Raw genomic sequence first — 25,250 nt, forward strand, 5'->3', positions numbered from 1 at the left:
CGCGATTAGGCATCTTTTTTCTGGAGTTTTTCAACGGCTGGGAGATTGGCAGGCGACCATTTCAAGTTAGACATTTCGCTGGTGTCAAGCCATTTCATCGCCTGATGGACGTGCAAAATGGGTTCGCCAGTGATGAGTTCGCAAAGGAAACAAGTGAGATGGACATTGGCGAATTCGTAGGCGTAAACGGTGTGATCCAACGCTTGATTTACCGTGATGACACAGCCGATTTCCTCTTGGACTTCGCGGATGAGCGCTTGTTCGGGCGTTTCGCCAGGCTCGATTTTGCCACCGGGGAACTCCCAGTCAGCGCCGTTTACTGCAGAATCAGCACGCTGGACACAGAGGATTTTATTGTTCCTTTGAATGATGGCGCCGACGACATAGATATCTTTTTGCATTGGGATTCCTCCTTTTTCACCCTTTATCATAGCATAATAACCCTTGATAACAATAGGTACATATTGAGTTTAGGTGGAAGGTCGGAAATTAATTGACATGACAATCGTGATGCTATACTATGGAGATATTGAAGGGCCTTTGAGTCCGTGCACTAGATGCAAAAGCAGCAGCCGTTTCAAGGGTCTTGAACCCGTATAACCCCAACAATTTCGTTTTGGCGAGATTGTTGGGGTTATTTTTGGGTTTGGATGATTTTACAAAATATAGCTGGTTCCGCTATAATGAATTTATTATGAAATTTTAGAAATAACTAGTAACGAGGTAAAGAATGTCTATACTCACTTACATAATATTTCTGAAACTATAGTATCATTATGAAGCGGAGAGATTTTTTTGTATAATTTTAGAGTTATTAAAGCTAAAGAAGACATTTTTATAAAAACAAGAGATAAGTTTCATGTGGTATTAGAAGATTTTAAACATTATGCACAGAGCTTAACTATTCAAGCTGGAAATGCGAAGGCTGAAAGTGGTAAGGCTAGTTCTTATACTAGATACCTAATAAGATTAATCATTTTTTGCGAAGAAAGTAATAATGACGGATTAAGCGATTTAACTTCATTTGAAACACTAAAGAAGATAGAGGAGATAAAATACGCCGAGGGTTTTAAGTTGTTTAATCAGGAATCTAGCCGTTTTTATAGTGCTACGCTGAACTGTTATTTGGCATATGTAACTCATAAGAATACTACTGACGAGGAATTGGTGGGCGGAGAGTTTAACTATCCGATGAAAAATTTGGATGATAAAGAATTCAGCATCAGAGAAGAGAACGTAATATATTCAGTTAATAAACCAAAACTAAAACCTGATAAAAGTATGGATAGTGGGACTTACTCTTACCCAAGAAGTCCTAGGGAGGCATTGGAGGCAAAGAGGAGAAGTAATTGGACATGCGAGTTCAATCAACAGCATGAGACATTTACTAATAATAAAAATAGTCATCCTCATGTCGAAGCCCATCATCTTATACCTATGGCGGCACAGGATTATTTTGAAAACACTATAGATTTTGCTGATAACATTCTTTGTCTTTGCCCAAACTGCCATAGTAGGATACACTATGCTGTGCGAGCTGAGAAAAAGGAAATGATAGTGAGACTTTTTATGAAAAGAAGGCATCTTTATTTAAAACATGGGATAGAGATTGATGAGAAATTACTTTTGATTTTTTATGGGATTGTTTAACACAAGAATAAATGAGGTTAATTATAGTAGTTACTTCGAGGAAGAAAATGTATTTTCAATTTAATTTTGTATTTGTAATATTTATTTCCTCGATTAAATATTCACTAATGAGTTGTGCGATTGGTCTGAGAACATAAGTGGACTAAGTATTTAGAGGGATTAAATGATAGATTAGTGAGAGTTTTTTTAGATGATAATAAGTGGTAGTAAGCAATGGTGAGATATAGCAGTGTGGCTATGAATGAAAAAGTTTATAACAAGGATTGAGGTTCAGCTATATGAACCTCAATCCTTGTTATCGATTATTTAAAAAGTGGTACTTCTTCTAGTTCATTTAAGTGCTTAAATTCTAAGTTATCGAAGCCAATATAGCTTTCAAATGAGAGTAGATACAGACTGTTCATGAAAGAATCGGAAATTTGATTTAGTTCTTGAATAATTTTATTCTCAGCAGTATCGGATGTAATACGTTCCTTTATAATTTTTATAACAATTGGAAGCCAAGAGCATATTTTTTCGAAGGCGTTACTATCTCCTGTAGCAAGTTCATAAAATTTATCTATAGAGACCCTCCTTATTTTATCATGATCATAGTTCTCCCCATCTAATTTTACTTTCCAATTTATATTTTGACTTTTCTTTGCAATAACTTCAACTAGAAAGCAAGTAGCATTTGAGTCAGCAAGTAGTTTCTTTTGCATGTTCATATAGGTTTTTTGGCTGGAAGATGAGTTCATAGTATTATGCTTATTCTTCAATTCTACATAGATATGATCTCGCTCATTCTCAATATCAAAACCAGAGGTAGGAACTTCCCAACCTTCTATGAAATGAAAAATATCCTGATGGAATTTACCGATGTCATTAGTCATGCTTTTATCTACCTGACGCATTATCTCTGTACTAATTAATGTTTCTTTATTTAATGAGTTTGTAAATCCATCAAAAGTCAATTTAATTGGGTCGACCAAATTTTGATTAAACTTTTTCAGGGTACTGATATCTTTCTTGCTGTACATGCTAAGCAATGTGTTTTGTACATGTGTAAAAAAATCTGCTTGAGCTATAAACGGCATATCCCATTCTTCTTCTGAAAAATACATTATTTAATCCCCTTTGATAAATATTTATTTATAGAATTCCCTACATGTTTTGCTAAATTAACAGGTACTGCGTTGCCAATTTGTTTATATATATTCCCTAGTGAGCCATAAAACTCCCAACTATCAGGGAAAGATTGGATTCTAGCGTACTCCCTAGTAGTAAATGGCCGCGTTTCATCAGGATGACATCTTTCTGTTTGTTTTTGGGCAGGAGAAGTTGTGAGAGTAAGTGATGGCTCATCCCAGCTAATTCTGCGAGCCATGCCAGTTCTACCGCCCCCAGAATAGTAACTCACACCCATATAATCCTTTGCAATTTCCACAGGTAAATCACGCCAATAGCCACCAGGTGGTACTAAGTCTAGCACTTTTTTTCTTTGTTTCGGGGTAACTAGCTCCAATACTTTCAGGAACATCTACGAGCGCATCTCGTAAAGTTAAAATCTTATTTTGGGGTTTCGGATAGGTAAAATCTCCGTTGACGTCATGGATATCTTTTCGAACACCAATCATAATTATTCTCTCTCGCTTCTGAGCAACCTCATAGTGGATAGCCTTGAGGAGTTCCCATCTCACTGTATAACCTAAATTTTCGAAAGTTGATATGATAGTGTTTATTGTATGCCCACCTTCATGTGTAATCAAACCCTTGACATTTTCGAATAAGAAAACTTTAGGTTTAAAGAAATCTATAAAACGCGCAAAGTCGTAAAATAGTGTCCCTCTGGTGTCCTCTAGTCCACCTCTAAGACCAGCATAGCTAAAGCTTTGGCAGGGCGCTCCTCCACTGATTAAATCTATGTCCTGAGAGATATCTAAAGTGTTTAAGTCAATAGCTCTAATATCAGTGTTAAGTACATTCCAGTCGGGCATATTAAGTCTGAGTGTATCGGACGCATATTTATCTATTTCCACTAATAATTGAGGGGTGAAACCTGATTCATGTAGGCCAAGTGCCAATCCACCAGCGCCTGCAAACAGTTCTATTGATTTAAAATTTTCCAATTTAATTACATCCTTTAAAAGTAGTATATCTCTTAGTATAGAATATATGTTCTTATTTAGCAATTTAAGAGAACTTATTCATGCATTAAGTTAATATTTTTTCCTTAAGCTAACTATATCATAATACAAAACGGTCTATTTTTCAAAATCACAGGATATGTTATACTAAATCATGTGAATATATAAACAAAGGAGCTCCGCCAAATGAAAAAAGCCGTACTTGCATGTATCGCGTTACTAGGTCTTGCGCTAACTGGATGCACGCAACCAACTGAACCATCTTCTGAACCTCATATAGCGCCAAAAATTACTATGAACCAACCGCTCACTATTTACCAAGCCACTGATATCCATTATCTCTCGAACACGCTCACCGACGGCAAACAGGCATTCAAAACCTACCTCGCGACGGGGGACGGAAAGCAGCAGAATTACATCACCGAAATCACGGATGCTTTTGTCGACGATGTGAAGGCGCAGAAACCGGATGTTCTTGTGCTCAGTGGGGACATCACGAATAATGGTGAGAAAGTCAGCCACGAGGAAATGGCGGAGAAATTGGAGGATATCGAGAAAGCGGGTGTCCAAACGTTTGTTATTCCTGGGAATCATGATGTTTTGAACCCTTATGCGCGTAAATTTGAGGGGGATAAGCAGTTGAAAGTGGAGGATATTACGCCGTCTGAGTTTGCCAAAATTTATCATAATTCGGGTTATGATGAGGCGGTGATGCGGGATGATTCCACGCTTAGTTACCTCGCGGCGCCGTCTGAGGATGTTTGGCTTTTGATGGTGGATACGGCAGATTATGAGAATAATAAGCGGTATGGTGCGCCGGAAACGAACGGATATATTAGCACGGAGACGTTTGCGTGGATTCAGGAATGTATTGATTTGGCGAAGAAGCATGGGGCGGAGCTGGTTACGGTGACGCATCACAATTTGCTGGATCATAGTGAGCTTTTGACGAAGGGGTTCACGATTGTGCAGAACAAGGAGGCGGTGTCGCTTTTTGCGAAGAATGATCTGGCGCTGAACTTGAGTGGGCATGTGCATATTCAGGATATTAGGTCGGAAACGTCGCATGACCGCACGATTTATGATGTCGCGACGAGCTCGATGGCGATGTATCCGCAGCAGTATGGTGTCATTAACTACGCGCCAAATAAGGGGTTGTCTTATAAAACGCAGCGTGTGGATGTGGGAAAATATGCGCGAAAAATAAATTCGAAGGACCCGAATTTGCTCGGTTTTCAGCAGTATTCGAAGGCTTATTTTGGCCAGTTTAGCTATACGAAGGCGCTCAGCGATTTGTTCTTAACTGGAAAATATGATCCGGATGATGTGGAGGAGATGGCAAAAACGATGGAACAGGTCAATTTTGCGTATTTCACCGGGGATAAGCGCTTTTTGAATGGTGTGGAGAAGACGCCGGGTTATGCGTTGTGGCAGAAGGCGGACGGAGAGTTTATGACGCAGTATATTGATTATATTGTGGCGCATAAAACGAAAAATGACCTCACATTGGAAATTCCAGAAAATTAGGTAAAGGAGGAGACCGTAGAAAAACTACTTCACATGATTCCCCTCCAAACCTCAGCGCGTCGACAAACGCTTAGTCTCTAGGCAAAAGCGAGTACCAGCGCGGAGCATACTAGAGTATGTGAGCACTGGAACGGAGTTTTTAACGACGAGAATGAGCGTTTGTCGACGCGCTGAGATGGTCAAAGGTGGGTTGGCGTGCTATACTTAGTGAGAATGATTATCACTAGGGGGACTATCGATGAATAAAAATATATCAGAAATTATAATGGAACGCCGTAGTATCAAGCAGGTGGACGAGACGCCAATCGAGCGCGGGGTTATTAATGACATTTTGGAGAAATCGGCTTTTGCACCGTTTCATAGTAAAATAGAACCGTGGCATGTGGCGGTTTTGTCGACGGAAGCGGAGAAGCGCCGTTTTGTGGAGGCGATTGTGAATTCGATGGAGCGGATGCAGGGCGAGCCGTTGACGCATGAGCGACGCGAGCAGATTCGTGCTGGCAATGAGCGCAAGATTGTGGCGCCGCCTTATACGCTGATTGTGACGACGGATATTATCGGTAGCGGTAAGAAAGATTTTGAGGCGATTGCTGCGACGAGTGCGTTTATTCAGAATATCCAACTTTTGGCATGGGAAGTTGGTCTTGGCGTGCTGTGGCGGACGAATAACTTTATTTTTGATCCGGCGGTTGTGACGGAGCTGGGGCTGGATGGTCAGCAGATCGTTGGTTGCTTGCAGATTACGCGTGTCAACGAGGTTCCCGATGCGAAGCCACGCCGAGCAATGGATACGTGGGTTAAGAATTTAGGCGAATAGTAAAAATAGGGCTCTAGTCATGCAACACTTGGCTAGGGCATTTTTGTCATTTTGTGCTATAATAGTTGTGTGATTAGTTCGAAAACTAGGAGGGATTCTGATCGTTAATTATCAGGGTAAAAAGTTCACAGTGGTCGAAAACTCGGGAAATGGCGAGGTGTCTGAAAAAACGGTTTTTCATTATTTTCAAGATGGCGATGTTATTTCGGGGACATACGAGGGTGGCGAGATTGAGCGTGGCACATTGATTGGCGTTGTTCACAAGGATGGGTCGATTGATTTTCGCTATAATCATGTAAGCGTCCACAAGAAAATTCGAAGCGGGACGTGCCATTCGACACCAGAATTTTTACCAGATGGAAAACTTCGTATGTACGAGAAATGGCAATGGAATGGGCTGGAGAGAGATTCTGGAACATCGATTGTGGAAGAGATTTGAGAGGTTATTGCTCCTTTTTGAGGGGCTTTTTTCAATTTTTAAACACACTTAGGGTTTCTTGTTTGTATAAAACTCGATTCGGAGTCACCGGTATTAAAATGGAGAGTTATTAATACGTATTATTTTGTACATATATAACTTTAATGTGGGTGGTGAAGTTTGCAGGAAGTTATAAAAATAGTCGATAAGGTAGTAGGATAGAAAGGTGTATAAGAGAGTTATTTGTCTTTATAAAAGCCTTTTAAGGAAATTGTAGAAGGTGTTTTTAGCTAATTTATCTAAAGTATCCTATTAATATTAGAGGCTATTAAAAGCATCTTTTTTTACGCAATAAAGTTATATTTGACACTTTATTTTTATTGGTGTATGCTAAAGATTGGTCAGAAAAATAGAGAAGAAAAGAGGAGATTGAATTATGTTAAGTAAGCAGCGAGTTAAATTGATAGCGCTAGCATTTTCATTCGCCATCGCATTTACAATGGTGGCACCAGCTTTAAATGTCCATGCGGAAGAGAGTTTTAGTGATTTAGAATCTTTAACGACAGCTCAAGCAATTTCTGAAATTGATAATGTAGGGATTGAGGAAGTAACTGGGGAAGAGCCGCAAAATACTAAAATGTTACTCAAAGCAGCCGCGTATAAAAATAAGACATATTCATATAAAAGAGGTGGTTTTGCTGCTTGGTGTAAAGATTATATAAGCTATAAATACAATGGTACTACTGTAGCAGAGAATAACAAATGGCAAGAAGCTGGGTATATTTTTCCGAATATTATTGGGAAAAAAGGAATTACAAATTATGCAAATGGTACGGGGTACAAAGACTACAGGGGAACAAAAACATATAAGGTTGGAACACCGAGCCCTTGGGGTGATGTTGCATTTGCACAATTTGATAGATCAGATTATTACAGAGTGAAGTCAAATGGTACGGGTTATCTGAAGTAGGGGGAGTTAGATTTCAGTGAAGCAGTTGTACTTTAGCTTATTTTCAAAGGACAGCTACTTTGATTGTATTATAAATAAAGAGGTGATAAAATGCTAGAAATTATTAATCTAGATAAAAAATTTAAAAATAAAATAGTACTATCTAGTGTCAACATGAGGCTAGATTCCACTGGCATTATCTTTTTCTTAGGGAAGAACGGCGCGGGGAAAACGACTTTTTTCAACTGTATCATGGGATTTGAGGATTATTCTGGCGAGATTATGAAATCAAGAAATATTGCTGCTGTTTTTGATGAATCGCATTTATACTGCAATCTAAACGCGTATGACAACATCGCTTTACTAGTTAGACGGGATTTGGATGAAAACGAGCAGGAATTGTTGTTGAAATACATAGATGTTAGCGTGTTAAAGCGAAAGGTAAAATCCTATTCACTGGGGCAAAAAAAAGATTTTGTCGATTCTTATCGCTATATTCACAAAGCCGGAAATGCTTATCTTGGATGAGGTATCTAATGGGCTGGATTATGAGACTGCGAAACAAGTCAAGAATTTATTAGTATCGTGCAAAAAGGACATGCTTATTTTAGTTTGTGGGCATCAGTTTGATTTTTATAATCGGATTTTAGATGAGGTTTTTGTGATCCATGATGCGGCATTAATCCATGTTGCTAGAAATGAGTTTACAGATTTGGAGAGCGTATATGAAAAATATGTGGGGTAGTGTCAGGATGCAATTATTTTATCAATGGAAGGCGAAATATGTGATTACATTGCTGCTGTTTCTTGTTGTGTTATGTGGCTTTTCGAGCTATGCGCAATATAGTTCGATGCACCAAAAAGAGGCTCGCTTTGATGATACAATGGAGATGTATGAAAAAGACGGTATTACTTTGAAGCAAGCCTTATCGGAGGATTTAGAAATTATAAAGGATGGGAATTCAGAGGAGATAAGTAATATATTAAAGTATGATTATTATCGTGTGATTGCGGCAAAGGTTGCGCTGAATCCGCTGAATGCTCCGAATCAGATTTTTACGTCTGTTGCGATTTTGTTTTTGCCTATTATTTTTGGTATATACAGCAGTCATGTTGCGTTTTTTTGATTTCAAGCATAGAACTATAAAGAGTCAGCTGCTACTAAAAGGCTACACATCGTTATTTTTTTAGTAAGCTTCTCTCGATAGTGGTTATGGCTGTTGTTTCGGTTGTTGGGACGGTACTTATTTCGATGGGAATTCAGTATTTGTTCAACCTAGTGATGGGGATTCAGCCGAACATGAGCGTGAATTATTTGTCGGAATTACCGATGCAATTTGTGTATCAATCTGCAGTCTTGATTTTATTCGGGTGCTTCTTCTTTTTGCTGACAATTGCTGTGCGGTCAACGTTGGTTAGCATTGTTGCGTTGTTTGTGTACATGCTACTTATTCCTAATTTAGGTGGCTTTGATTTGAAAAATTTGATGCTTCTTACTGTGCCGAAAATATATAATACTTCTGCTTCCACGATGGATGTGATTTCTGGGGAGAATACGAATTTGATGTTGGGTTATTTGGTTGTGTTTGTGGTTTTTGCAGTATTGGTTTTTGTTGTATATAAGTGGGATAAGGAGAGGTTGTGTCCGAGGCTTTGAATAGAAAAAATTTGATACTCCGGATTCTAGGATGGGCAAGGTTTCATCCTTTTTGTGAAAAAGCTAACTAGTCTAAAAAGACAAATTATTTGTTGACATCTGATTTTGGGGATGGTAAGATACATCCAATCATAAAAATTATACAGTCCTTATTAAGAGTTGGGGGAGGAACCTGGTCCTTTGATCCCACAGCAACCACTAGTGATAGAACGGTGCTCATTCCAGCAGGCGAGCGTTTTTGGCCTGGCAAATAGGGAGAAGAGGGATCTCTTTTCCAAATTCGGAAGGGAGGTTCTTTTTTGTCTTAATTCATAGTAAATACATCGGATATATATGATTTAAAAGAAAGTGGGGATGAGATGAGTCGAATCGTGATTTTGTCTGGTAGTCCATCGGCGCAATCGGGGACGGATAAGGTTTTGCGGTATGCTGGTGGGATTTTGCAGGGGAATGGGGTGGCGGTTAGTTTTCACTCGGTGCGGGATTTTGCGGCGGAAACGTTGGTGAACGCGAATTTTAAGGATGCTGGAATTCGGGAATTGGTCGCGGATATTGAGGCTGCGGATGGTGTGATTGTGGGATCGCCGGTTTATAAGGCTTCGTACACGGGGGTTTTGAAGGCGGTTTTGGATTTGTTGCCGGAGAATATTTTGAAAAATAAGGTTGTTCTGCCGATTATGTTGGGTGGGAGCGGTGGGCATGTGTTGGCGATTGATTTTGCGCTCAAACCGCTGCTTGGTGTGTTGAAGGGCGAGGTTTTGCAAGGGGTTTATGTGGTGGATGCGCAGGTGGATAAGGCGGCGGTTGTGCCGATTCGGGATGTGGAGTTGGAAGAGCGTTTGCGTGGGCAGTTGACGGAATTGGTCGTGGCGGTCGGTAGGCGTGAAGTGGGACAAATTATTTGAAAAGGGGACGAGTGAGATGGCGGAAAATTTAGCGATTGTAGTTTGGGCGAAACAGGGTTGTGCGTATTGTGCGGAGGTTAAGGATTTTTTGACGAAGGAGGGGCGCGAATTTCAGGTGGTGGATGTGACGGATCATGATGAGCAGCGGGATATTTTGCAGGCGAAATACGGGGTGCGTTATGTTCCAGTGGTCGAAATTGGTCGGGGGCATACATATCGGGGCGTGACGGAACTCGGTTTGCCAGCGCTTGAGACGGCTTTGAGGGAGGCGGAGAAATGGGATTTAGACTCAGTTTATTAGATCAGAGCCCGATTGCGGATGGGAAAAGTGCTTATCAGGCGTTGCAACAGACGATTGCGCTTGCGGAGAAGGCCGAGGAATGGGGATATCACAGGTTTTGGGTGTCGGAGCATCATGATACGAAATTGCTTGCTGGTGTTTCGCCGGAGGTTTTGGTGTCGCATTTGTTGGCGAGAACGTCAAGGATTCGGGTTGGTTCGGGTGGCGTGATGTTGCAGCATTATAGTGCGTATAAGGTCGCGGAGAACTTTAATTTGTTAGCCACGTTAGCGCCGAATCGAGTGGATTTGGGTGTTGGGAAGGCGCCTGGTGGTTTGCCGTTATCGACGAAGGCTTTGCAATTTGGACGGTCGGAAAAAACGGATTTTGAGGAGCAGTTGGTGCTTTTGAAGCAGTTCGTGGATGATGATGTGCCTGCGGATCACGTGTTGGCGGGTGTTGGTGTTGACCCGGCGCCACCGACGAAACCGGAGATTTTCTTGCTAGGTGCGAGTGTGGCAAGTGCGGAATTGGCGGGTGTGCAAGGTGTGAATTATTGTTTTGCGAAATTTATTAATAGTGATGAGGTGGCGCTTAAGGAGGCGGTGACAGTGTTTCGGGCGGCGAATCCGGATGGTTCGTTGATTATTGCGGTTCCGGTTTTGGCGGCGGATACGGAGGAGGAAGCACGGGCGCTCGCGGGTGAGCAAAAAGTAGTGCGGGTGACGCTTTCAACGGGTGTTTCGGTGACTTTGCAGACGGTAGAACAGGCGGAGGAATTTGCGAGACAGGCTGGTGTGACGGATTTCGAGATTGAGGAGCGTGTCGCGGATATTATTGTTGGGACGCCGCAGCAGGTGAAGGTGGAATTGGTACGGTTGCGGGCGACGTTTGATGTGGATGAGTTCGTGATTCATACACCGGTTGCGAGACAGGACGCGAGGTTCCGGTCAGTGCAGTTGATTAGTGAGGCGATTTTAACGGTGGATGTGAGATGAGAAGGGGGAAATGATGGATGGGAAAAATTAAATTTGGCGTGATGTTGCATGGGCCTGGTGGGCATATGAATGCTTGGAAACATGCGAGTGTGCCGGCGGATGCGAGTGTGAATTTTGAGTTCTATAAGGAACAAGCTTTGAAGGCGGAGGCGGCGGGTTTTACGCTTGCTTTTGTGGCGGATGGATTATTTATTAATGAAAAATCGATTCCGCATTTTTTGAATCGCTTTGAGCCTTTGACGGTGCTTTCGGGATTGGCTGCGGTGACGTCGCGGATTGGCTTGGTTGGAACGCTTTCGACGTCTTATAGTGAGCCGTATACGGTGGCGCGGCAGTTCGGGTCGCTGGATTTGATTAGTCATGGTCGGGCTGGGTGGAATGCGGTGACGTCTCCTCTTGAGGGTTCGGCGAATAATTATAGTAAGAAAACGCATCCGGAACATGCGCTGCGTTATGAGATTGCGACGGAGCATTTGGAGGTCGTGAAGGGGCTTTGGGATTCGTGGGAGGATGATGCGTTTGTGCGGGACCGCGAGTCGGGGCAGTTTTTTGATCGGGAGAAGTTGCATCGGTTGAATTATAAGGGACGATTTTTCTCGGTGGAGGGACCGCTGAATATTGGTCGTTCGAAACAGGGACAACCGGTAATATTTCAGGCGGGGGCGTCGGAGCCGGGGAAGGATTTGGCGGCAAAAGAGGCCGATGCGGTGTTTACTAACGGTGGTTCACTTGAGGAGGCGCAGGCGTTTTATGTGGATGTGAAGGCGCGGACGGTGGCGAATGGTCGGAACGCGGATGAGATTAAGATTTTCCCTGGGTTTGCGCCGATTGTTGGGGTGACGCAGGAGGATGCGGACGCGAAGTATGAGCAGATTAAGAATTTGGTTTCAGACGCGGAGGCGCTCGCGTATCTTGGTCGCTTTTTTGATCATTTTGATTTCGGGAAGTTTCCGCTAGATGAGCCGTTTCCTGATATTGGGACGGTTGGTGAGAATAGTTTTCGGGCGACGACGCAGAAAATTAAGGCGGATGCGAAGCGTGAGAATTTGACGTTGCGTGAGGTGGCGCTGCGGGTGACGACGCCAAAATCGGATTTTGTGAGCACGCCGGAGAAAATCGCCGATGAGCTGATCGCTTGGTTTGATGGTGGGGCTGCGGATGGATTTATTTTCGGAGCGCCAGTTTTGGGTGAGGGCTTGGATGATTTTATTGAAAAAGTGATTCCGATTTTGGAGGCGCGGGGGTATTATGATCGGGAATATACGAGCGACACGCTGCGTGGGAATTTGGATCTGCCATTCAAGGAAAGTCGTTACGCGAGCAAGGTTGAGGCGCAAAACTAAGGAGGAATTTTTGTGGGGGATGTTATTCGGTTGGCTACATTGGAGGATGCGGTGGTCGTGCATGATGTCTCGATTCGTGGGTACAAGCCGCTGAAGGATATGGATATCAAATTTGTTGGGGCAACGGCGGATTTGGCGACGGTGGAGGAGAATATTCGGCGTAACGCGAATTATGTGTTGGAGCGTGATGGGCGGATTATTGCGACGGTGACGGTGGCTTTTCCGTGGGCTTTAGGGGAGCGCTCGATTCAGCCGTATCCATTTATTTGGTGGTTTGCGGTGGATCCGGATTTCAAGCGGCAAGGTGTAGGGACGGCGCTCCTCGATTATGTGGAGGAGCAGGTTTTAGTGGCGCAGATTAAGGCTCCGGCGGTTTACTTGGCGACGGCGACGCGGCATCCTTGGCTTGTTTCGATTTATGAACATCGCGGGTACGTTGGGTTTTATGAGCATGAATATGAAGGGGATACTATTATTTTCTTGCGGAAGGTTTTGGATGAGTCGTTGTTTGCGGAACTTGGAAATGTGGACGTGCTAGTAAATTCGAAATAAGGGGAGATTTTATGAAAAAATGGATTTTTGGTGCGTTGTTAGTTGTGGCAAGTGGTGTTCTGCTCGCGGGTTGCGGGCTTGGAACGGATACGGGGGCGTCGAGTGATGCGCTTACAAAAGATGGTAAGGATGTTCAAACGGTTGTGGTTGGGACTGGAACGCAATTTCCGAATATCTGCTTTATTGATGATAAGGGGAATTTGACGGGGTATGATGTGGAGCTTGTGCGTGCGCTGGATAAGAAGTTACCGCAGTACAAGTTTGAGTTTAAAACGATGGACTTTTCGAATTTATTACTGAGTTTGCAAACGAATAAAATCGACTTTGTGGCGCATCAAATGGAAGTGAACGATGAGCGTAAGGAGAAGTTTTTATTTAATAAGGAGCCATATAATGTTTTCCCGTTGCAGGTGGCGGTGAACGAGAAGAATACGGCTATTAAGTCGGTTGCGGATCTCGCTGGGAAGACGGCGATCGTGAGTGCGACGAGTAATTCGGCGGTGTATTTGGAGAAATATAACAAGGAACACGGGGATAAAATTAATATCGTGTATTCGGGAACGGGAAATAATGACGCGACAAATCAAATTAGAACGGGTCGCGCGGACGCTACGATTACGACTCCTTTTGCGGTGAAATTGCTGAATGAACAGGCAGACGCGCAACAAAAAGTAGTCGGAGATCCTGTGCTGAATTCGAAGGTTTTCTTCTTGTTACGCAAAAATGAGTCGCAGTTGTCGGATGATTTGGATGGTGCGCTTGCGGAATTGAAAGAAGAAGGCGTAGTTAGTAAATTGAGTAAAAAATGGCTTGGTGCTGATTACTCGGTTGATTTTTAACGAATAAGGGGTGGAACGCGAATGGGGAAGGCGTTTGATTGGCATTTGATTTTTGATTTTATTCCGACGTTGCTGGAATATTTGATGATAACGTTGCAGGTTTTGTTTTATGCGACGGTGATTGGGCTTGTTTTAGGCCTGATTTTGGCGGTGATTCGGTTGTTTCGAGTGCCAGTTTTGAGTCAGTTGGTGATCGTATTTCTTTCCTTTATTCGCGGGACGCCGATGTTGATTCAGTTGTTCTTGGTGTTTTATGGGTTACCGGCGTTATTGCTCGTGATTGGCGTCGATATTTCGCGGATGGCGCCGGCGTATTTCGTGATTGTGACGTACGCGCTGCGTGATGGGGCGATTTTCTCGGAGATTTTTCGAAGCGCGATCAAGGGCGTGGATTACGGGCAAACGGAAGCCGCGATGTCTGTTGGTATGAGCCCGATGCAGAGCTTTTTCCGAATTGTGTTGCCGCAGAGTGCGAGTATCGCGTTTCCTAATGTCGCGAATTCGGTGATTAGCTCGCTGAAAGATACGTCGCTCGCGTTCACGATTGGGCTGATGGACATGATGGGGCGCGGCGAAGCGCTGATTGCGGCGACGGCTCACGCGCTGGAAGTCTATATCGCGATGTCGATCATTTATTATGCGGTTGTTTTAATCTTAGAGCAAGCTGCAAAAGTATTTGAAAAACGTGCAAACCGTCATAAAGCACCGATCATGGTTCTAGACTAAGAAAAGGAGGCGAAATACACGATGCAACTCGATTATCCGTTTATTTGGGAGGCTTTTAAAGAAATTTTGACGGCTCTCCCGCTTACCTTAATGCTTACATTTGTACCCCTTATTGTTGGTTTTTTAATCGGACTTGGCGTCGCGTTAGCACGGATTTATCGCGTTAAGGGCGTCTATCATGTGGCGAATGGCTACGTATCTTTTGTTCGCGGAACGCCAATCGTGATGCACATCATGCTGATTTATTTCGGCTTACCGCTCTTGCTCGATAGTCTGGCGAAGCGCTACGACTGGTCATTTAACATCAACGGCGTACCAATCACGATTTTTGTACTTATCGCGTTGTCGCTTAGTGCTGGGGCTTACCTTTCCGAGATTATTCGCTCAGGCATTGTTGCCGTACCAAGCGGCCAAATCGAGGCGGGCTATTCGGTCGGGATGACCAAATTCCAAGTGATGACGCGCATCATTTTACCGCAAGCACTCGCGCAGTCGATTCCCAATTTGACGAATATCGTGGTTGGCTTTTTGCAGGCATCGTCTATCGCTTTCCTCGTCTCCGTCAAAGAAATCACGGGAACCGCGCAGATCGTAGCCTCAAGCAACCTCAAGTTTCTCGAGGCATTCATCGCGGCGGGCCTGCTATACTGGGGTGTTACAATCATCATCGAACTGGTTGCGTCACTTGTCGACCGCAAAGCCACGGCCTATAATCGAGGAGGGATTGGATGATTCGCTTACAAGGAATTAAAAAGAAATTCGGCGACCAAGAGGTACTTAAAGGCATCGATTTAACGATCAATAAAGGCGAGGTGATCACGATTCTAGGTCCCAGCGGCTCTGGAAAAACGACGCTCCTGCGCTGCCTCAATTACTTAGAAAAACCAAACGGCGGCCTAATCGAAATTGGCAATGTGACTGTGGCGACGGAGAAAGCGACGAAAAAAGACATCATTGCTCTACGCAAACAAACCGCGATGGTGTTCCAACATTACAACCTATTTGCGCATAAAACCGTGATTCAAAACGTAATGGAAGGCCTCATTATCGCCCAAAAAAGTGAAAAAAGCCGAAGCCCGCGCGCGCAGTGAAGCCATCCTCGCAAAAGTCGGACTCGGCGATAAACTCGATTTTTTCCCCAGTCAGCTTTCAGGGGGACAACAACAACGCGTCGGCATTGCGCGCGCACTCGTCTTAAATCCAGAAGTTATCCTGTTTGACGAACCAACCTCCGCGCTCGATCCAGAGCTCGTCGGTGAAGTTTTGGCGGTGATAAAAGCGATCGCGGAAGAAGGCATGACCATGGTTGTGGTGACGCACGAGATGCAATTCGCGAAAGAAGTTTCCGATCATGTCCTGTTCATGGCGGACGGCATCGTGGTAGAAGAAGGAAGCCCAGCCGAACTATTCGGTGCACCAAAACAAGAACGAACCCGCCAATTCCTGAAACGGATATCCGGCGATGTGACTGTGCCACAAGTAATCGTACCACTAAAAGAAGCTTGGATTGCGACTCCTTCCAAGCCGACTGCGTTCTAAAATTTATTGTTGAAAAAGAAACAAAAAAGAGCTATAATTGTCCTTAACATACGAAGCAGGTAGGAGGGCAAGTCATGAACAAGGAAGACGAAATCATGTCGGGCGTCAGAGATGTATTTAACAAAATGGCCTCGCTGAACAAGTCAAAAATGGAAGTTAGTCTTAAGGGCTACAAATCGTCCGAAGTCCACGGCGTCGAATACATCGGAAAAATGGCTGACCCCAACGTAACCAAGCTCGCGGAAGCCTTTTACATGACCCGAGGCGCCATCAGCAAATTGACGAAAAAACTAATGGAAAAAGACCTCATCGAAAGCTACCAAAAAGCAGAAAACAAGAAAGAAATCTATTTCCGCCTCACCCCAAAAGGACAAGAAGTTTTTGATATCCACGAAACGCTACACAAAGAGTTTCAGGAGCGAGATAAAGCCATTTTTGAACAAATAACGGAGGAACAATTCCATGCTACACTAAACTTCCTAAAAAAATACAGTAACCATTTGGATGCCGAAATACGAAAAACAGAATCCTGATGATACAATATGAAACAGCTCAACCCTCATTTGGAGTCAGAGCTTTTTTTATTTTTAAAAATAATTTGTTGACAAGGAAACAAAAATAGGTTATTGTTGACGGAGAAACAAAATAACGACACATAAGGAGCGAAACCCATGTCACAAATCAAATCACACAACAATCAACCAATCGTCAATAAACACGCCTTAGTATTCGGCCTAATCTCTGTATTTCTTATCGGAATAGGTTTCAGCATTATTACACCAGTCATTCCGTTTTTAGTACAGCCATATATAACGAATCCAGGAGACCAAGCGATGGTCGTGACTCTGCTCATGTCGGTGTACGCTGTCTGCATGTTCTTCTCAGCACCCGTGCTCGGAGCTCTTAGCGACAGATACGGGCGGCGTCCCATACTCATCGTGAGCCTACTAGGAGCCGCAATGGGATTCTTCGTTTTCGGGATCGGCGGCGCGCTATGGGTCCTATTCGCCGGACGCATTATCGAGGGCATCACAGGCGGTAGCATCAGCACCATCTTCGCCTACTTTGCCGACATCACGCCGCCAGAACAACGCACCAAATATTTCGGCTGGGTAAGCGCGATGGCCGGCGCTGGTTCGATTATGGGTCCAACAATCGGCGGGCTACTCGCAACCAACTTCGGCTACACCGCACCACTTTATTTCGGCGCCATCATCGCACTGCTCAACATGATTTACGGCTACTTTTTCATGCCAGAAAGCCTCAACGAAAAAAAATAGACTCCAAAAAATCACAGCAGCGCGACTCAATCCATTTATCCAACTTTTCAACATCCTGTCCATCAAAAATTTAAACCGACTACTCATCGCGGCATTCCTACTTTGGATACCGAGCGGTTCACTACAAGCCATCATGTCCCAATTCACCATCGATACATTCAACTGGAAACCAGCACTTATCGGACTCGTATTTTCCATCATGGGATTCCAAGACATCATTTCACAAGCCTTCATCATGCCCCAACTTTTGAAAAAGCTCAGCGACAAGCAAATCGCGATACTTGGAATGATCGCAGAACTCGCCGGTTATGCCTTCATCGCAACATCAACCATCGTCGCGTCTGTACCACTTTTCATCATCGGTTTCTTTGTATTCGGTTTTGGCGATTCCATCTTCGGACCATCATTCAACGGTATGCTATCCAAATCGGTCGATGCCAGCGAACAAGGACGGATTCAAGGTGGTAGCCAATCCATCCAATCATTAGCGCGAATCATCGGTCCAATACTTGGAGGCGCCATCTATGTATCACTCGGACATGCCGCACCAGCCGTGATGGGCGTTATCCTACTCGCCGCAGCAATTATCGTTTTATATAAAGCCAAACAAGTTAGCGCACACTAAAAAAGGGTGAACAGAAATCCAGTTGTAGATTTCTGTTCACCCTTTTTGCTATAGAGAATAATAATCACTAAGTACTTTGGCCGCATCCGCTATCAATTGATCGTTATATTCATCATCTTTACCAGTTTTTTTTAGAAAAAATAACCCATACGAGCGGTTTCGCGTCCTTGTTTTTAGGATAAATCATCGCGATAGCATTCCGAGTGCCGTAAGAACCAGCGCCAGTTCTGTCACCAACAACATAACCATTCGGAACACCAGCACGAATCAATGTACCACCAGTCGTATTCGCAATCAACGTCTGCTTAAAATAAGCCAATCTATCAGCCGGCAGATTCCCATTGGTTAGTAGGTAGGCGAGCGTCTTAGCCATCGCTTCCGGAGTCGTCGTATCACGTATATCACCAGGCACAGCATCATTTAGTTCAGGCTCATAGCGAACAGGTTTCATCGTCTTATCACCGATTTTCAAGAGCTCTTTCTCAAAGCCTTTAGGTCCACCAAGCTGTTGAAGCGTCAGATTCGCCGCCGTATTATCACTGTAAGTCATCGACGCGTTAATAAGCTCCTTCATCGTCATCCCGCTAGCCACATGTTTTTCCGTAATCGGCGAATGATCCACTAAATCCTCTTTTGAAAAAGTAAACCGTTTATTCAGCTGTTCATCTGTCAAATTTTTCAGTAATATCCCGCCAGCAATCGCTTTGAAAGTGGAGGCATAAGCAAATCGTTCCTCTGCATTAAAATTAATGGTTTGCTTGCCTCCCATGTCCATACCGTAAACACCTAATGTCGCTCCATACTTTTTTTTCCAATTTTTCGAGAGCTGCTTTGACTTGTGCATTTTCCGTTTCCTGCTTCGTTTCTTCTTTTTTAGTGGCCGCCACATCTTTATCTGGCGTACCACACGCTACCAACCCCGCCACTGCCAAACTGACCGTTAAACCTAACAAAATTTTTCTCATACGCATGTTTTCATCTCCTATCTTTAGTTTGTGTTACATGCTCTAGTTTATGGCACAAAGTTAAAGCGGGACTGCAGAAAACAGAAAGAAAATATTAAGTTTTGATGGTTCATTTTGCATAAATGTTAGAAAATGCGTCGTAAATCATTCTATTTTTGCATTCTGTTATCTTGCTAACATCTTTTAACTGGTATAATAGAAGTGGACATTTCATTTTAAAATTTGTATACTGTGCAACATACATAGTTTCGATGAAAGGAGGAGCCTAATGGATAAACAAAAACAGCAGCTAAGCATTGAAGTAGCACGACTTTATTACCAATCCGACTACAGTCAACAAGAAATCGCCAGCCAACTCGGCATCTCGCGCCCAACTGTATCTCGACTTTTGCAATTTGCCAAAGAAAGTGGTTACGTCGAGATTAAAGTCACCGATCCGTTCGCTGATTTGGACGCGCTGGAAACGGCACTCCAAGAAAAGTATAACTTGAAAGAAGCACATGTCGTCTTTTCACCGACTACCGAATACACAACCATCACCGATTTCCTCAGCAAAAAGGGAGCCGAATACCTCGAAGAAAACGTCAAAAATGGCGACATCCTAGGCGTTAGCTGGGGAACAACGATGTACGAAGTCGCGAAAAAAAATCCGGCCACAAGACGTGCGTGGCGTCGAAGTTATTCAATTAAAAGGCGGAATTAGCCATTCTAATGTCAACACCTACGCGTCCGAAACGATTTCTCTCTTCGCCGAAAATTTTCAAACAATGCCACGCCACTTACCGCTTCCAGTTATTTTTGACAACGCGACCGTCAAGGAGATGGTGGAGCAAGACCGTCATATTCACCACATCATCGAAATGGGAAAGCAAGCGAATATCGCCGTGTTCACCGTAGGAACTGTCCGCGATGAGGCACTACTTTTCCGACTTGGCTATTTCAACGAAGCCGAGAAAAAGTTGCTGAAAACGATTGGTGTTGGAGATATATGTTCCCGTTTTTACGATAAAGACGGCCAAATATGTAGTGCCGAAATCGATGCTCGCACAATTGGTATCGAACTCGAATCACTTAAGCAAAAAGAGCGCTCCATTCTAATTGCAGGTGGAGCAAGGAAAGTTGCCGCGATTCACGGCGCACTCCAAGGCGAATACGCGAACGTCCTCATCACCGACCAGTACACAGCGAAAGAATTAGTTCGATAGTAGCTTTTTAGCTAGATATATGGCTGAACTCTGTTTTTTTTGCTTCTAATTATGGTAGTATGTAATAGAAAGAAGGCTATGCGTCAACATAGCCCTCCACACAAACATAAAACACCGTTTAAGATGGTGCCAGCCTTCATAGTTCTTTTCGAAACCACTCAGCTGTCTAGAGCTTATGAGTGGTTTTTACTTATCTCTGTCATTTTTACTGTTCATTATCATAACGACAAGCCCCGCGAAGGCGACCATAAGCGTTAATGACTCAAACACAGTCATAATTAATCCTTTCTAGGAGAAACCACGAATAACATCGGCATCACCTACTTTCATAAAAAGAAGGCTACCAAACCACATCATAAACTTGTTTGCCCATCTAGTATACCATGTTACGCAAAGAAAAAATCGCCTAATTATCATTTTGAACATAATTTCATATATAACTTTACAAATGTTCATAGATGTATTATGATGAAGACAAATAAGAGAAAAGCGAGGAGATTAATCATGACGAATATCGCCAAAATGATCGACCACACAGCTTTAAAACCAGAAACAACGAAGGAAATGATTCTAAAACTAACGGCAGAAGCGAAACAATTCAATTTTGCATCTGTTTGTGTGAACCCAACTTGGATTGAGCTAGCACACGAACAATTAGCAGGAACAGGCGTGGACGTATGTACGGTTATCGGCTTTCCACTTGGCGCTAACACAAGCGTTACTAAAGCTTTCGAAGCGGCAGACGCTATCCAAAAAGGCGCGACAGAAGTTGATATGGTCATCAATATCGGTGCCCTAAAAGATAAAAACGACGCATTGGTGGAATCTGATATTAAAGCCGTTGTGGACGCAGCAAAAGGCAAAGCACTAGTCAAAGTCATCATCGAAACGTGCTTATTATCAGACGAAGAAAAGGAACGCGCATGCCGTTTAGCGGTAGCGGCAGGAACTGATTTCGTTAAAACGTCAACAGGCTTTTCAACAGGTGGCGCTACAGCCGAAGATATCGCGTTAATGCGCAAAACAGTTGGTCCTGATATCGGCGTGAAAGCATCTGGCGGCATTCGTACAAAAGAAGATGTGGATAAAATGATCGAAGCAGGTGCAACTCGTATCGGAGCAAGCGCGGGCGTGTCGATTGTTTCAGGAAATGACGCAAATCCAAAAGATAACTATTAACAAAATCACTGAAATGTGGCATGATGGAGGAGAAGTAATTTTTCCTGTGAAAAGAGGCGAGCCACATTGGGTGTAACGATTCGAGATATTGCAGAAAAAACGGGTGTTTCCATTACGACTATTTCCCAAATCCTAAACGGTAAAGGAAGTCGTTTTAGTGAAACAACGCGTAATAAAGTGTTTCAAACCGCAAAAGATTTAGCCTATAAACCGAACTTTTTTGCGAAAAATATGGTGACGAATCGGACGAATACGATTGGCATGATTGTACCGGAAGTAACGGACCCATTTTTTTCGCAGATGGTGAAGGGCGCAGAGGATTATTTGAATGCGCATGATTATATGATTTTATTGTGTAACTCGTCGCAGGACAGCACCCGCGAAGATTTATACGTCGAGGAGCTTTTACATCGGGCCGTGGATGGTTTGATTATCGCGAGTCCGAATATTTTAGCATCAAATGTGTTTGCTCAGTTGGAGACACTGCATAAACCGTATATTTTGCTCGATCGCAAACGGCATCATCGTGAGGAAGGCAATATTTTTATTGATGATTATGAAGGCGGATACATGGCGACGGAACACCTGATTTCACTCGGGCACACGAATATTGGGATAATAACGTCAGACGATTCCTTTTATTCTGTGGAAGAGCGTTTGCAGGGCTATCAAGCATCTCTAAAAGAACACGGAATATCAGGCTCGCCAACGTGGATTATGGAAGGCGACCAAACGATGCCGGGTGGCTATATCGCATCGAAAAAACTGCTGGAAACCGCGGATATCACAGCCCTATTCGTGACAAATGATCAGATGGCAGTTGGCGCTTATCGGGCAGCCCTTGAACTAGGTATAACGATTCCAGATGATCTCTCCATCATCGGTTTCGACGATATCGAGCTTGCGGAATACATGGCGCCCACGCTAACAACTATTCGCCAACCAATCTATGACATCGGCAAAACTGCGGCAGAATACTTACTTAAAGCGATTCAAAAACCAACTGAAAAAATGGCGAATAAAAAAAATGCCACTCCAACTTATTGTCCGCGAAAGCGCTAAGAGGCTTGATGCAAAATAGAAATCAAGACGAGAGAGGGATATCATTTCCCATCTCTTGTTAATGATGATATACTTACTTTTGGTAAAACGTTTTACTTTTTGAAAAGTGAATGTAAACGCTTGCTAAAAAAGGTTTCGCTATTACTAGTAAACCGTTTTACCAAACATAGCAATAATTGTTCCATACTTTAAATTATTGGGGGATTCATAATGAAATATCTAATTGGTATTATTGGTTTGATTGTTGTTTTAGGTATCGCTTGGATTGCGAGTAACGACCGCAGAAAGGTAAAATTTAGACCGATTATCGTCATGATTGTTTTACAGTTCATCTTAGGTTTCATCCTACTGAACACGAGCGCAGGAAACTGGCTTATCGGCGGGATTGCAGATGGTTTTGGTAAACTGTTATCATACGCTGCAGAAGGTGTGAATTTTGTATTTGGAGGAATCGTTAACACGGATCAAATGTCCTTTTTTCTAAGCGTGTTATTGCCAATCGTCTTTATTTCTGCATTGATTGGGATCTTGCAACATTGGCGCATTCTACCGTTTATCATTAAATATATCGGCCTTGTGCTGAGTAAAGTCAACGGAATGGGGAAATTAGAATCATATAACGCCGTTGCGTCCGCGATTCTTGGTCAATCTGAAGTCTTCATTTCCGTGAAAAAAGAGCTGGGCTTACTGCCAAAGCATCGTCTATATACGCTTTGTGCTTCCGCGATGTCAACCGTTTCGATGAGCATCGTCGGCTCTTATATGGTACTCTTAAAGCCAGAGTATGTCGTAACTGCGCTAGTTCTTAACCTATTCGGCGGTTTCATTATCGCTTCCATGATTAATCCATACGAAGTCACCGAGCAAGAAGATATTCTCGAAGTCAAAGAAGAAGCCAAACAAAGCTTTTTCGAAGTGTTAGGCGAATACATTATGGACGGTTTCAAAGTGGCGATTACCGTTGCTGCGATGCTGATCGGATTCGTTGCGATTATTGCGATGATCAATGCGATTTTCAGCGGTATTTTCGGACTTTCATTCCAAGAGTTACTCGGTTACGTTTTTGCGCCATTTGCATTTCTGGTCGGTGTTCCATGGGATGAAGCAGTCAAAGCCGGGAGCATTATGGCAACAAAAATGGTATCCAATGAATTCGTCGCGATGACTGACTTAGCACAAGGCAATTTCAACTTCTCAGGCAGAACAACCGCGATTGTATCTGTATTCTTAGTATCTTTCGCGAACTTTTCATCCATCGGCATTATCGCTGGGGCAGTCAAAAGCTTGAACGACAAACAAGGTATCGTTGTTGCTAGATTCGGCTTGAAACTGTTATTCGGCGCCACATTAGTTAGTTTCTTAACAGCCACAATCGTTGGCTTAATCTATTAAGGAGGTTTTTGAAAATGGCATTTAAAAGAATTCACGTTGTAGTTATGGACTCGGTAGGTATTGGGGAAGCGCCAGATGCGGCACAATTTGACGATTTCGACGTCGATACGTTAGGACACATTGCCCGCGAAAAAGGAGGGCTAAAGATGCCGAATATGGCGATGCTCGGTCTATCTAATATTCGCGAAATCGAAGGCGTACCAGTTGCAGACAAGCCACAAGCCTATTTCACAAAAATGCAAGAAACGTCCGCAGGGAAAGACACGATGACGGGACATTGGGAGATTATGGGGTTATTCATCGACACACCATTCCGCGTGTTCCCAGACGGATTCCCAGACGAATTGATTCAAAAAATCGAGGACTTCTCTGGTCGTAAAGTAATCGGAAATAAACCGGCGAGTGGTACGGAAATCATGGAAGAGCTTGGTGAAGAACAGCTGGAAACAGGCGCTTTAATCGTTTATACGTCCGCGGATTCTGTTTTACAAATCGCGGCGAACGAAGAATTAATCCCACTCAAAGAATTGTATCGTATTTGTGAGTATTGCCGCGAAATTACGCGCGATGAGCCTTACATGTTAGGTCGCATTATCGCCCGTCCTTTTGTTGGTAAAACAGCGAAAACATTCGAACGTACTTCCAACCGTCATGACTACGCGCTAAAACCATTTGATAAAACGGTGATGGATCACTTGAAAGATGGCGGTTTAGATTCGATCGCAATCGGAAAAATTTCGGATATCTTTGATGATGAAGGCGTAACAAGATCGATTCGCACGAAGTCAAATATGGATGGCATGGATAAATTTATCGATTTGTTGACGGAAGATTTCCACGGCATGAGTTTCTTAAACTTGGTTGATTTTGATGCGTTGTTTGGACATCGTCGCGATCCAATCGGTTATGGTGACGCGCTTGAAGCTTTTGACGCAAGACTTCCAGAAGTGTTTGCGAATATGCAAGAAGACGATTTGCTACTTATCACAGCCGATCACGGAAACGACCCAACATACCGTGGCACCGACCACACACGCGAATACGTGCCACTTTTAGCTTATTCGAAACAATTCAAAGACGGTGGCAAAGAACTTGATTTGCGCAAAACATTCTCCGATTTAGGCGCAACTGTCGCAGATAATTTTAAAGTGAAAATGCCTGAATACGGCACAAGCTTCCTAAACGACTTAAAATAAAAAAGGATTGGTGAACGAAT

27 protein-coding genes, 4 pseudogenes and 1 riboswitch are annotated in these 25,250 nt (G+C 43.4%); of the genes and pseudogenes, 25 read left to right on the forward strand and 6 right to left on the reverse strand.

Going from position 1 to position 25,250, the window contains the following annotated elements; translation table 11 throughout:
* Positions 1-5 precede the first annotated feature (5 nt).
* Positions 6-401, reverse strand: a complete 396-nt coding sequence (locus PCORN_RS02585; RefSeq protein WP_036077280.1) for a (deoxy)nucleoside triphosphate pyrophosphohydrolase — start codon at positions 399-401, stop codon at positions 6-8.
* 394 nt (positions 402-795) lie between these two features.
* Here PCORN_RS02585 and PCORN_RS02590 point away from each other — a divergent pair, with 394 nt between their 5' ends.
* A complete protein-coding gene (locus PCORN_RS02590) occupies positions 796-1,650 on the forward strand; it encodes an HNH endonuclease (RefSeq protein ID WP_036077282.1) in 855 nt (284 codons plus the stop codon).
* A gap of 302 nt (positions 1,651-1,952) precedes the next feature.
* Here the strand turns inward: PCORN_RS02590 and PCORN_RS02595 are convergent, their stop codons facing one another.
* From PCORN_RS02595 to PCORN_RS20685, 3 genes are read right to left on the reverse strand one after another with little or no spacing between them, the layout of a single operon-like run.
* Entirely contained in the window at positions 1,953-2,753 is an 801-nt protein-coding gene (locus PCORN_RS02595; protein ID WP_036077284.1) for an Eco47II family restriction endonuclease, read from the reverse strand.
* Positions 2,753-3,076, reverse strand: coding sequence for a DNA cytosine methyltransferase (locus tag PCORN_RS20680; protein ID WP_277620145.1), 324 nt, complete (start codon positions 3,074-3,076; stop codon positions 2,753-2,755). Before PCORN_RS20680 ends, PCORN_RS02595 begins: the two co-directional genes overlap by 1 nt.
* A gap of 7 nt (positions 3,077-3,083) precedes the next feature.
* The gene (locus PCORN_RS20685; protein WP_277620146.1) at positions 3,084-3,758 is read right to left on the reverse strand and encodes a DNA cytosine methyltransferase; all 675 of its coding nucleotides are present in this window, start codon (positions 3,756-3,758) and stop codon (positions 3,084-3,086) included.
* Between the two features lie 204 nt (positions 3,759-3,962).
* Here PCORN_RS20685 and PCORN_RS02605 point away from each other — a divergent pair, with 204 nt between their 5' ends.
* The 19 genes and pseudogenes from PCORN_RS02605 to PCORN_RS02695 all read left to right on the forward strand — a co-directional run bounded on the left by PCORN_RS02605 (position 3,963) and on the right by PCORN_RS02695 (position 18,231).
* Entirely contained in the window at positions 3,963-5,303 is a 1,341-nt protein-coding gene (locus tag PCORN_RS02605; protein WP_051999194.1) for a metallophosphoesterase, read from the forward strand.
* Positions 5,304-5,541: 238 nt separating this feature from the next.
* Positions 5,542-6,120, forward strand: coding sequence for a nitroreductase family protein (locus tag PCORN_RS02610; RefSeq protein ID WP_036077285.1), 579 nt, complete (start codon positions 5,542-5,544; stop codon positions 6,118-6,120).
* A gap of 100 nt (positions 6,121-6,220) precedes the next feature.
* Positions 6,221-6,559, forward strand: coding sequence for an avidin-fold protein (locus PCORN_RS02615; protein WP_036077287.1), 339 nt, complete (start codon positions 6,221-6,223; stop codon positions 6,557-6,559).
* Between the two features lie 415 nt (positions 6,560-6,974).
* Positions 6,975-7,508 (forward strand): hypothetical protein, encoded by a 534-nt coding sequence (locus PCORN_RS02620; protein ID WP_036077290.1) that lies wholly within the window; start codon positions 6,975-6,977, stop codon positions 7,506-7,508.
* Between the two features lie 90 nt (positions 7,509-7,598).
* Positions 7,599-8,015: an ATP-binding cassette domain-containing protein gene (locus PCORN_RS02625; protein ID WP_036077292.1), complete on the forward strand. Its 417-nt coding sequence runs from the start codon at positions 7,599-7,601 to the stop codon at positions 8,013-8,015.
* Complete coding sequence (locus PCORN_RS02630; RefSeq protein WP_036077294.1) at positions 8,008-8,232, forward strand: ATP-binding cassette domain-containing protein; 225 nt, start codon at positions 8,008-8,010, stop codon at positions 8,230-8,232. Before PCORN_RS02625 ends, PCORN_RS02630 begins: the two co-directional genes overlap by 8 nt.
* A complete protein-coding gene (locus PCORN_RS02635) occupies positions 8,213-8,614 on the forward strand; it encodes a hypothetical protein (RefSeq protein ID WP_036077296.1) in 402 nt (133 codons plus the stop codon). Before PCORN_RS02630 ends, PCORN_RS02635 begins: the two co-directional genes overlap by 20 nt.
* A gap of 86 nt (positions 8,615-8,700) precedes the next feature.
* On the forward strand, positions 8,701-9,144 hold the full coding sequence (locus tag PCORN_RS02640; protein WP_036077298.1) for a hypothetical protein: 444 nt from the start codon (positions 8,701-8,703) through the stop codon (positions 9,142-9,144).
* Positions 9,145-9,290: 146 nt separating this feature from the next.
* Positions 9,291-9,401, forward strand: a riboswitch (SAM riboswitch).
* A 102-nt stretch (positions 9,402-9,503) separates the two neighbouring features.
* Positions 9,504-10,049 carry an NADPH-dependent FMN reductase gene (gene ssuE / locus PCORN_RS02645; RefSeq protein ID WP_036077300.1) on the forward strand — a complete coding sequence of 182 codons (546 nt, stop codon included), beginning with the start codon at positions 9,504-9,506 and terminating at the stop codon, positions 10,047-10,049.
* Positions 10,050-10,065: 16 nt separating this feature from the next.
* On the forward strand, positions 10,066-10,350 hold the full coding sequence (locus tag PCORN_RS02650) for a glutaredoxin family protein (RefSeq protein WP_036077301.1): 285 nt from the start codon (positions 10,066-10,068) through the stop codon (positions 10,348-10,350).
* Positions 10,326-11,327: an LLM class flavin-dependent oxidoreductase gene (locus tag PCORN_RS02655; protein WP_036077303.1), complete on the forward strand. Its 1,002-nt coding sequence runs from the start codon at positions 10,326-10,328 to the stop codon at positions 11,325-11,327. The genes PCORN_RS02650 and PCORN_RS02655 overlap by 25 nt, the downstream gene beginning before the upstream one ends.
* A gap of 17 nt (positions 11,328-11,344) precedes the next feature.
* Positions 11,345-12,670 (forward strand): LLM class flavin-dependent oxidoreductase, encoded by a 1,326-nt coding sequence (locus PCORN_RS02660; RefSeq protein ID WP_036077305.1) that lies wholly within the window; start codon positions 11,345-11,347, stop codon positions 12,668-12,670.
* A gap of 12 nt (positions 12,671-12,682) precedes the next feature.
* Positions 12,683-13,222 carry a GNAT family N-acetyltransferase gene (locus PCORN_RS02665; protein ID WP_036077307.1) on the forward strand — a complete coding sequence of 180 codons (540 nt, stop codon included), beginning with the start codon at positions 12,683-12,685 and terminating at the stop codon, positions 13,220-13,222.
* A gap of 11 nt (positions 13,223-13,233) precedes the next feature.
* Complete coding sequence (locus PCORN_RS02670) at positions 13,234-14,061, forward strand: amino acid ABC transporter substrate-binding protein (RefSeq protein WP_036077309.1); 828 nt, start codon at positions 13,234-13,236, stop codon at positions 14,059-14,061.
* A gap of 21 nt (positions 14,062-14,082) precedes the next feature.
* Positions 14,083-14,787, forward strand: coding sequence for an amino acid ABC transporter permease (locus PCORN_RS02675; RefSeq protein WP_036077311.1), 705 nt, complete (start codon positions 14,083-14,085; stop codon positions 14,785-14,787).
* Positions 14,788-14,808: 21 nt separating this feature from the next.
* Entirely contained in the window at positions 14,809-15,519 is a 711-nt protein-coding gene (locus PCORN_RS02680; RefSeq protein WP_036077313.1) for an amino acid ABC transporter permease, read from the forward strand.
* Positions 15,516-16,326, forward strand: a pseudogene (locus PCORN_RS02685) (amino acid ABC transporter ATP-binding protein). The gene PCORN_RS02680 and the pseudogene PCORN_RS02685 overlap by 4 nt, the downstream one beginning before the upstream one ends.
* A gap of 74 nt (positions 16,327-16,400) precedes the next feature.
* Positions 16,401-16,859 carry a MarR family transcriptional regulator gene (locus PCORN_RS02690; protein ID WP_036077316.1) on the forward strand — a complete coding sequence of 153 codons (459 nt, stop codon included), beginning with the start codon at positions 16,401-16,403 and terminating at the stop codon, positions 16,857-16,859.
* A 138-nt stretch (positions 16,860-16,997) separates the two neighbouring features.
* A pseudogene (locus PCORN_RS02695) lies at positions 16,998-18,231 on the forward strand (MFS transporter).
* Between the two features lie 118 nt (positions 18,232-18,349).
* Here PCORN_RS02695 and bla read toward each other — a convergent pair.
* Positions 18,350-19,006, reverse strand: a complete 657-nt coding sequence (gene bla, locus PCORN_RS02700; protein WP_051999195.1) for a class A beta-lactamase — start codon at positions 19,004-19,006, stop codon at positions 18,350-18,352.
* The gene (locus PCORN_RS19205) at positions 18,978-19,202 is read right to left on the reverse strand and encodes a hypothetical protein (protein ID WP_051999196.1); all 225 of its coding nucleotides are present in this window, start codon (positions 19,200-19,202) and stop codon (positions 18,978-18,980) included. The genes bla and PCORN_RS19205 overlap by 29 nt, the downstream gene beginning before the upstream one ends.
* A gap of 262 nt (positions 19,203-19,464) precedes the next feature.
* Here PCORN_RS19205 and PCORN_RS02705 point away from each other — a divergent pair.
* From PCORN_RS02705 to deoB, 5 genes and pseudogenes are all read left to right on the forward strand, one after another.
* Positions 19,465-20,401, forward strand: a pseudogene (locus PCORN_RS02705) (sugar-binding transcriptional regulator).
* A 504-nt stretch (positions 20,402-20,905) separates the two neighbouring features.
* Positions 20,906-21,580 carry a deoxyribose-phosphate aldolase gene (deoC, locus tag PCORN_RS02710; protein WP_036077320.1) on the forward strand — a complete coding sequence of 225 codons (675 nt, stop codon included), beginning with the start codon at positions 20,906-20,908 and terminating at the stop codon, positions 21,578-21,580.
* A gap of 66 nt (positions 21,581-21,646) precedes the next feature.
* Positions 21,647-22,661 (forward strand): annotated as a pseudogene (locus PCORN_RS02715) (LacI family DNA-binding transcriptional regulator).
* Between the two features lie 191 nt (positions 22,662-22,852).
* Entirely contained in the window at positions 22,853-24,034 is a 1,182-nt protein-coding gene (locus PCORN_RS02720; RefSeq protein ID WP_036077322.1) for a NupC/NupG family nucleoside CNT transporter, read from the forward strand.
* Between the two features lie 14 nt (positions 24,035-24,048).
* Positions 24,049-25,230, forward strand: a complete 1,182-nt coding sequence (gene deoB, locus PCORN_RS02725) for a phosphopentomutase (protein ID WP_036077324.1) — start codon at positions 24,049-24,051, stop codon at positions 25,228-25,230.
* Positions 25,231-25,250: the final 20 nt, after the last annotated feature.

Source organism: Listeria cornellensis FSL F6-0969 (assembly GCF_000525855.1).
In the GTDB taxonomy this organism is placed as follows: Bacteria; Bacillota; Bacilli; order Lactobacillales; family Listeriaceae; genus Listeria_A; species Listeria_A cornellensis.

What these genes read in the sequence shown, in the direction of transcription:
- PCORN_RS19205 (WP_051999196.1), bottom strand. Translation starts at nt 19,202, where the DNA reads ATGCGTATGAGAAAAATTTTGTTAGGTTTAACGGTCAGTTTGGCAGTG.
- PCORN_RS02620 (WP_036077290.1), top strand. Translation starts at nt 6,975, where the DNA reads ATGTTAAGTAAGCAGCGAGTTAAATTGATAGCGCTAGCATTTTCATTC.
- PCORN_RS02610 (WP_036077285.1), top strand. Translation starts at nt 5,542, where the DNA reads ATGAATAAAAATATATCAGAAATTATAATGGAACGCCGTAGTATCAAG.
- PCORN_RS02690 (WP_036077316.1), top strand. Translation starts at nt 16,401, where the DNA reads ATGAACAAGGAAGACGAAATCATGTCGGGCGTCAGAGATGTATTTAAC.
- PCORN_RS02585 (WP_036077280.1), bottom strand. Translation starts at nt 401, where the DNA reads ATGCAAAAAGATATCTATGTCGTCGGCGCCATCATTCAAAGGAACAAT.
- PCORN_RS02720 (WP_036077322.1), top strand. Translation starts at nt 22,853, where the DNA reads ATGAAATATCTAATTGGTATTATTGGTTTGATTGTTGTTTTAGGTATC.
- PCORN_RS02655 (WP_036077303.1), top strand. Translation starts at nt 10,326, where the DNA reads ATGGGATTTAGACTCAGTTTATTAGATCAGAGCCCGATTGCGGATGGG.
- PCORN_RS02625 (WP_036077292.1), top strand. Translation starts at nt 7,599, where the DNA reads ATGCTAGAAATTATTAATCTAGATAAAAAATTTAAAAATAAAATAGTA.
- PCORN_RS02650 (WP_036077301.1), top strand. Translation starts at nt 10,066, where the DNA reads ATGGCGGAAAATTTAGCGATTGTAGTTTGGGCGAAACAGGGTTGTGCG.
- PCORN_RS02640 (WP_036077298.1), top strand. Translation starts at nt 8,701, where the DNA reads ATGGCTGTTGTTTCGGTTGTTGGGACGGTACTTATTTCGATGGGAATT.
- PCORN_RS02605 (WP_051999194.1), top strand. Translation starts at nt 3,963, where the DNA reads ATGAAAAAAGCCGTACTTGCATGTATCGCGTTACTAGGTCTTGCGCTA.
- deoC (WP_036077320.1), top strand. Translation starts at nt 20,906, where the DNA reads ATGACGAATATCGCCAAAATGATCGACCACACAGCTTTAAAACCAGAA.
- PCORN_RS02675 (WP_036077311.1), top strand. Translation starts at nt 14,083, where the DNA reads ATGGGGAAGGCGTTTGATTGGCATTTGATTTTTGATTTTATTCCGACG.
- PCORN_RS02595 (WP_036077284.1), bottom strand. Translation starts at nt 2,753, where the DNA reads ATGTATTTTTCAGAAGAAGAATGGGATATGCCGTTTATAGCTCAAGCA.
- PCORN_RS02635 (WP_036077296.1), top strand. Translation starts at nt 8,213, where the DNA reads ATGAAAAATATGTGGGGTAGTGTCAGGATGCAATTATTTTATCAATGG.
- deoB (WP_036077324.1), top strand. Translation starts at nt 24,049, where the DNA reads ATGGCATTTAAAAGAATTCACGTTGTAGTTATGGACTCGGTAGGTATT.
- PCORN_RS02670 (WP_036077309.1), top strand. Translation starts at nt 13,234, where the DNA reads ATGAAAAAATGGATTTTTGGTGCGTTGTTAGTTGTGGCAAGTGGTGTT.
- ssuE (WP_036077300.1), top strand. Translation starts at nt 9,504, where the DNA reads ATGAGTCGAATCGTGATTTTGTCTGGTAGTCCATCGGCGCAATCGGGG.
- PCORN_RS02680 (WP_036077313.1), top strand. Translation starts at nt 14,809, where the DNA reads ATGCAACTCGATTATCCGTTTATTTGGGAGGCTTTTAAAGAAATTTTG.
- bla (WP_051999195.1), bottom strand. Translation starts at nt 19,006, where the DNA reads ATGGACATGGGAGGCAAGCAAACCATTAATTTTAATGCAGAGGAACGA.
- PCORN_RS02660 (WP_036077305.1), top strand. Translation starts at nt 11,345, where the DNA reads ATGGGAAAAATTAAATTTGGCGTGATGTTGCATGGGCCTGGTGGGCAT.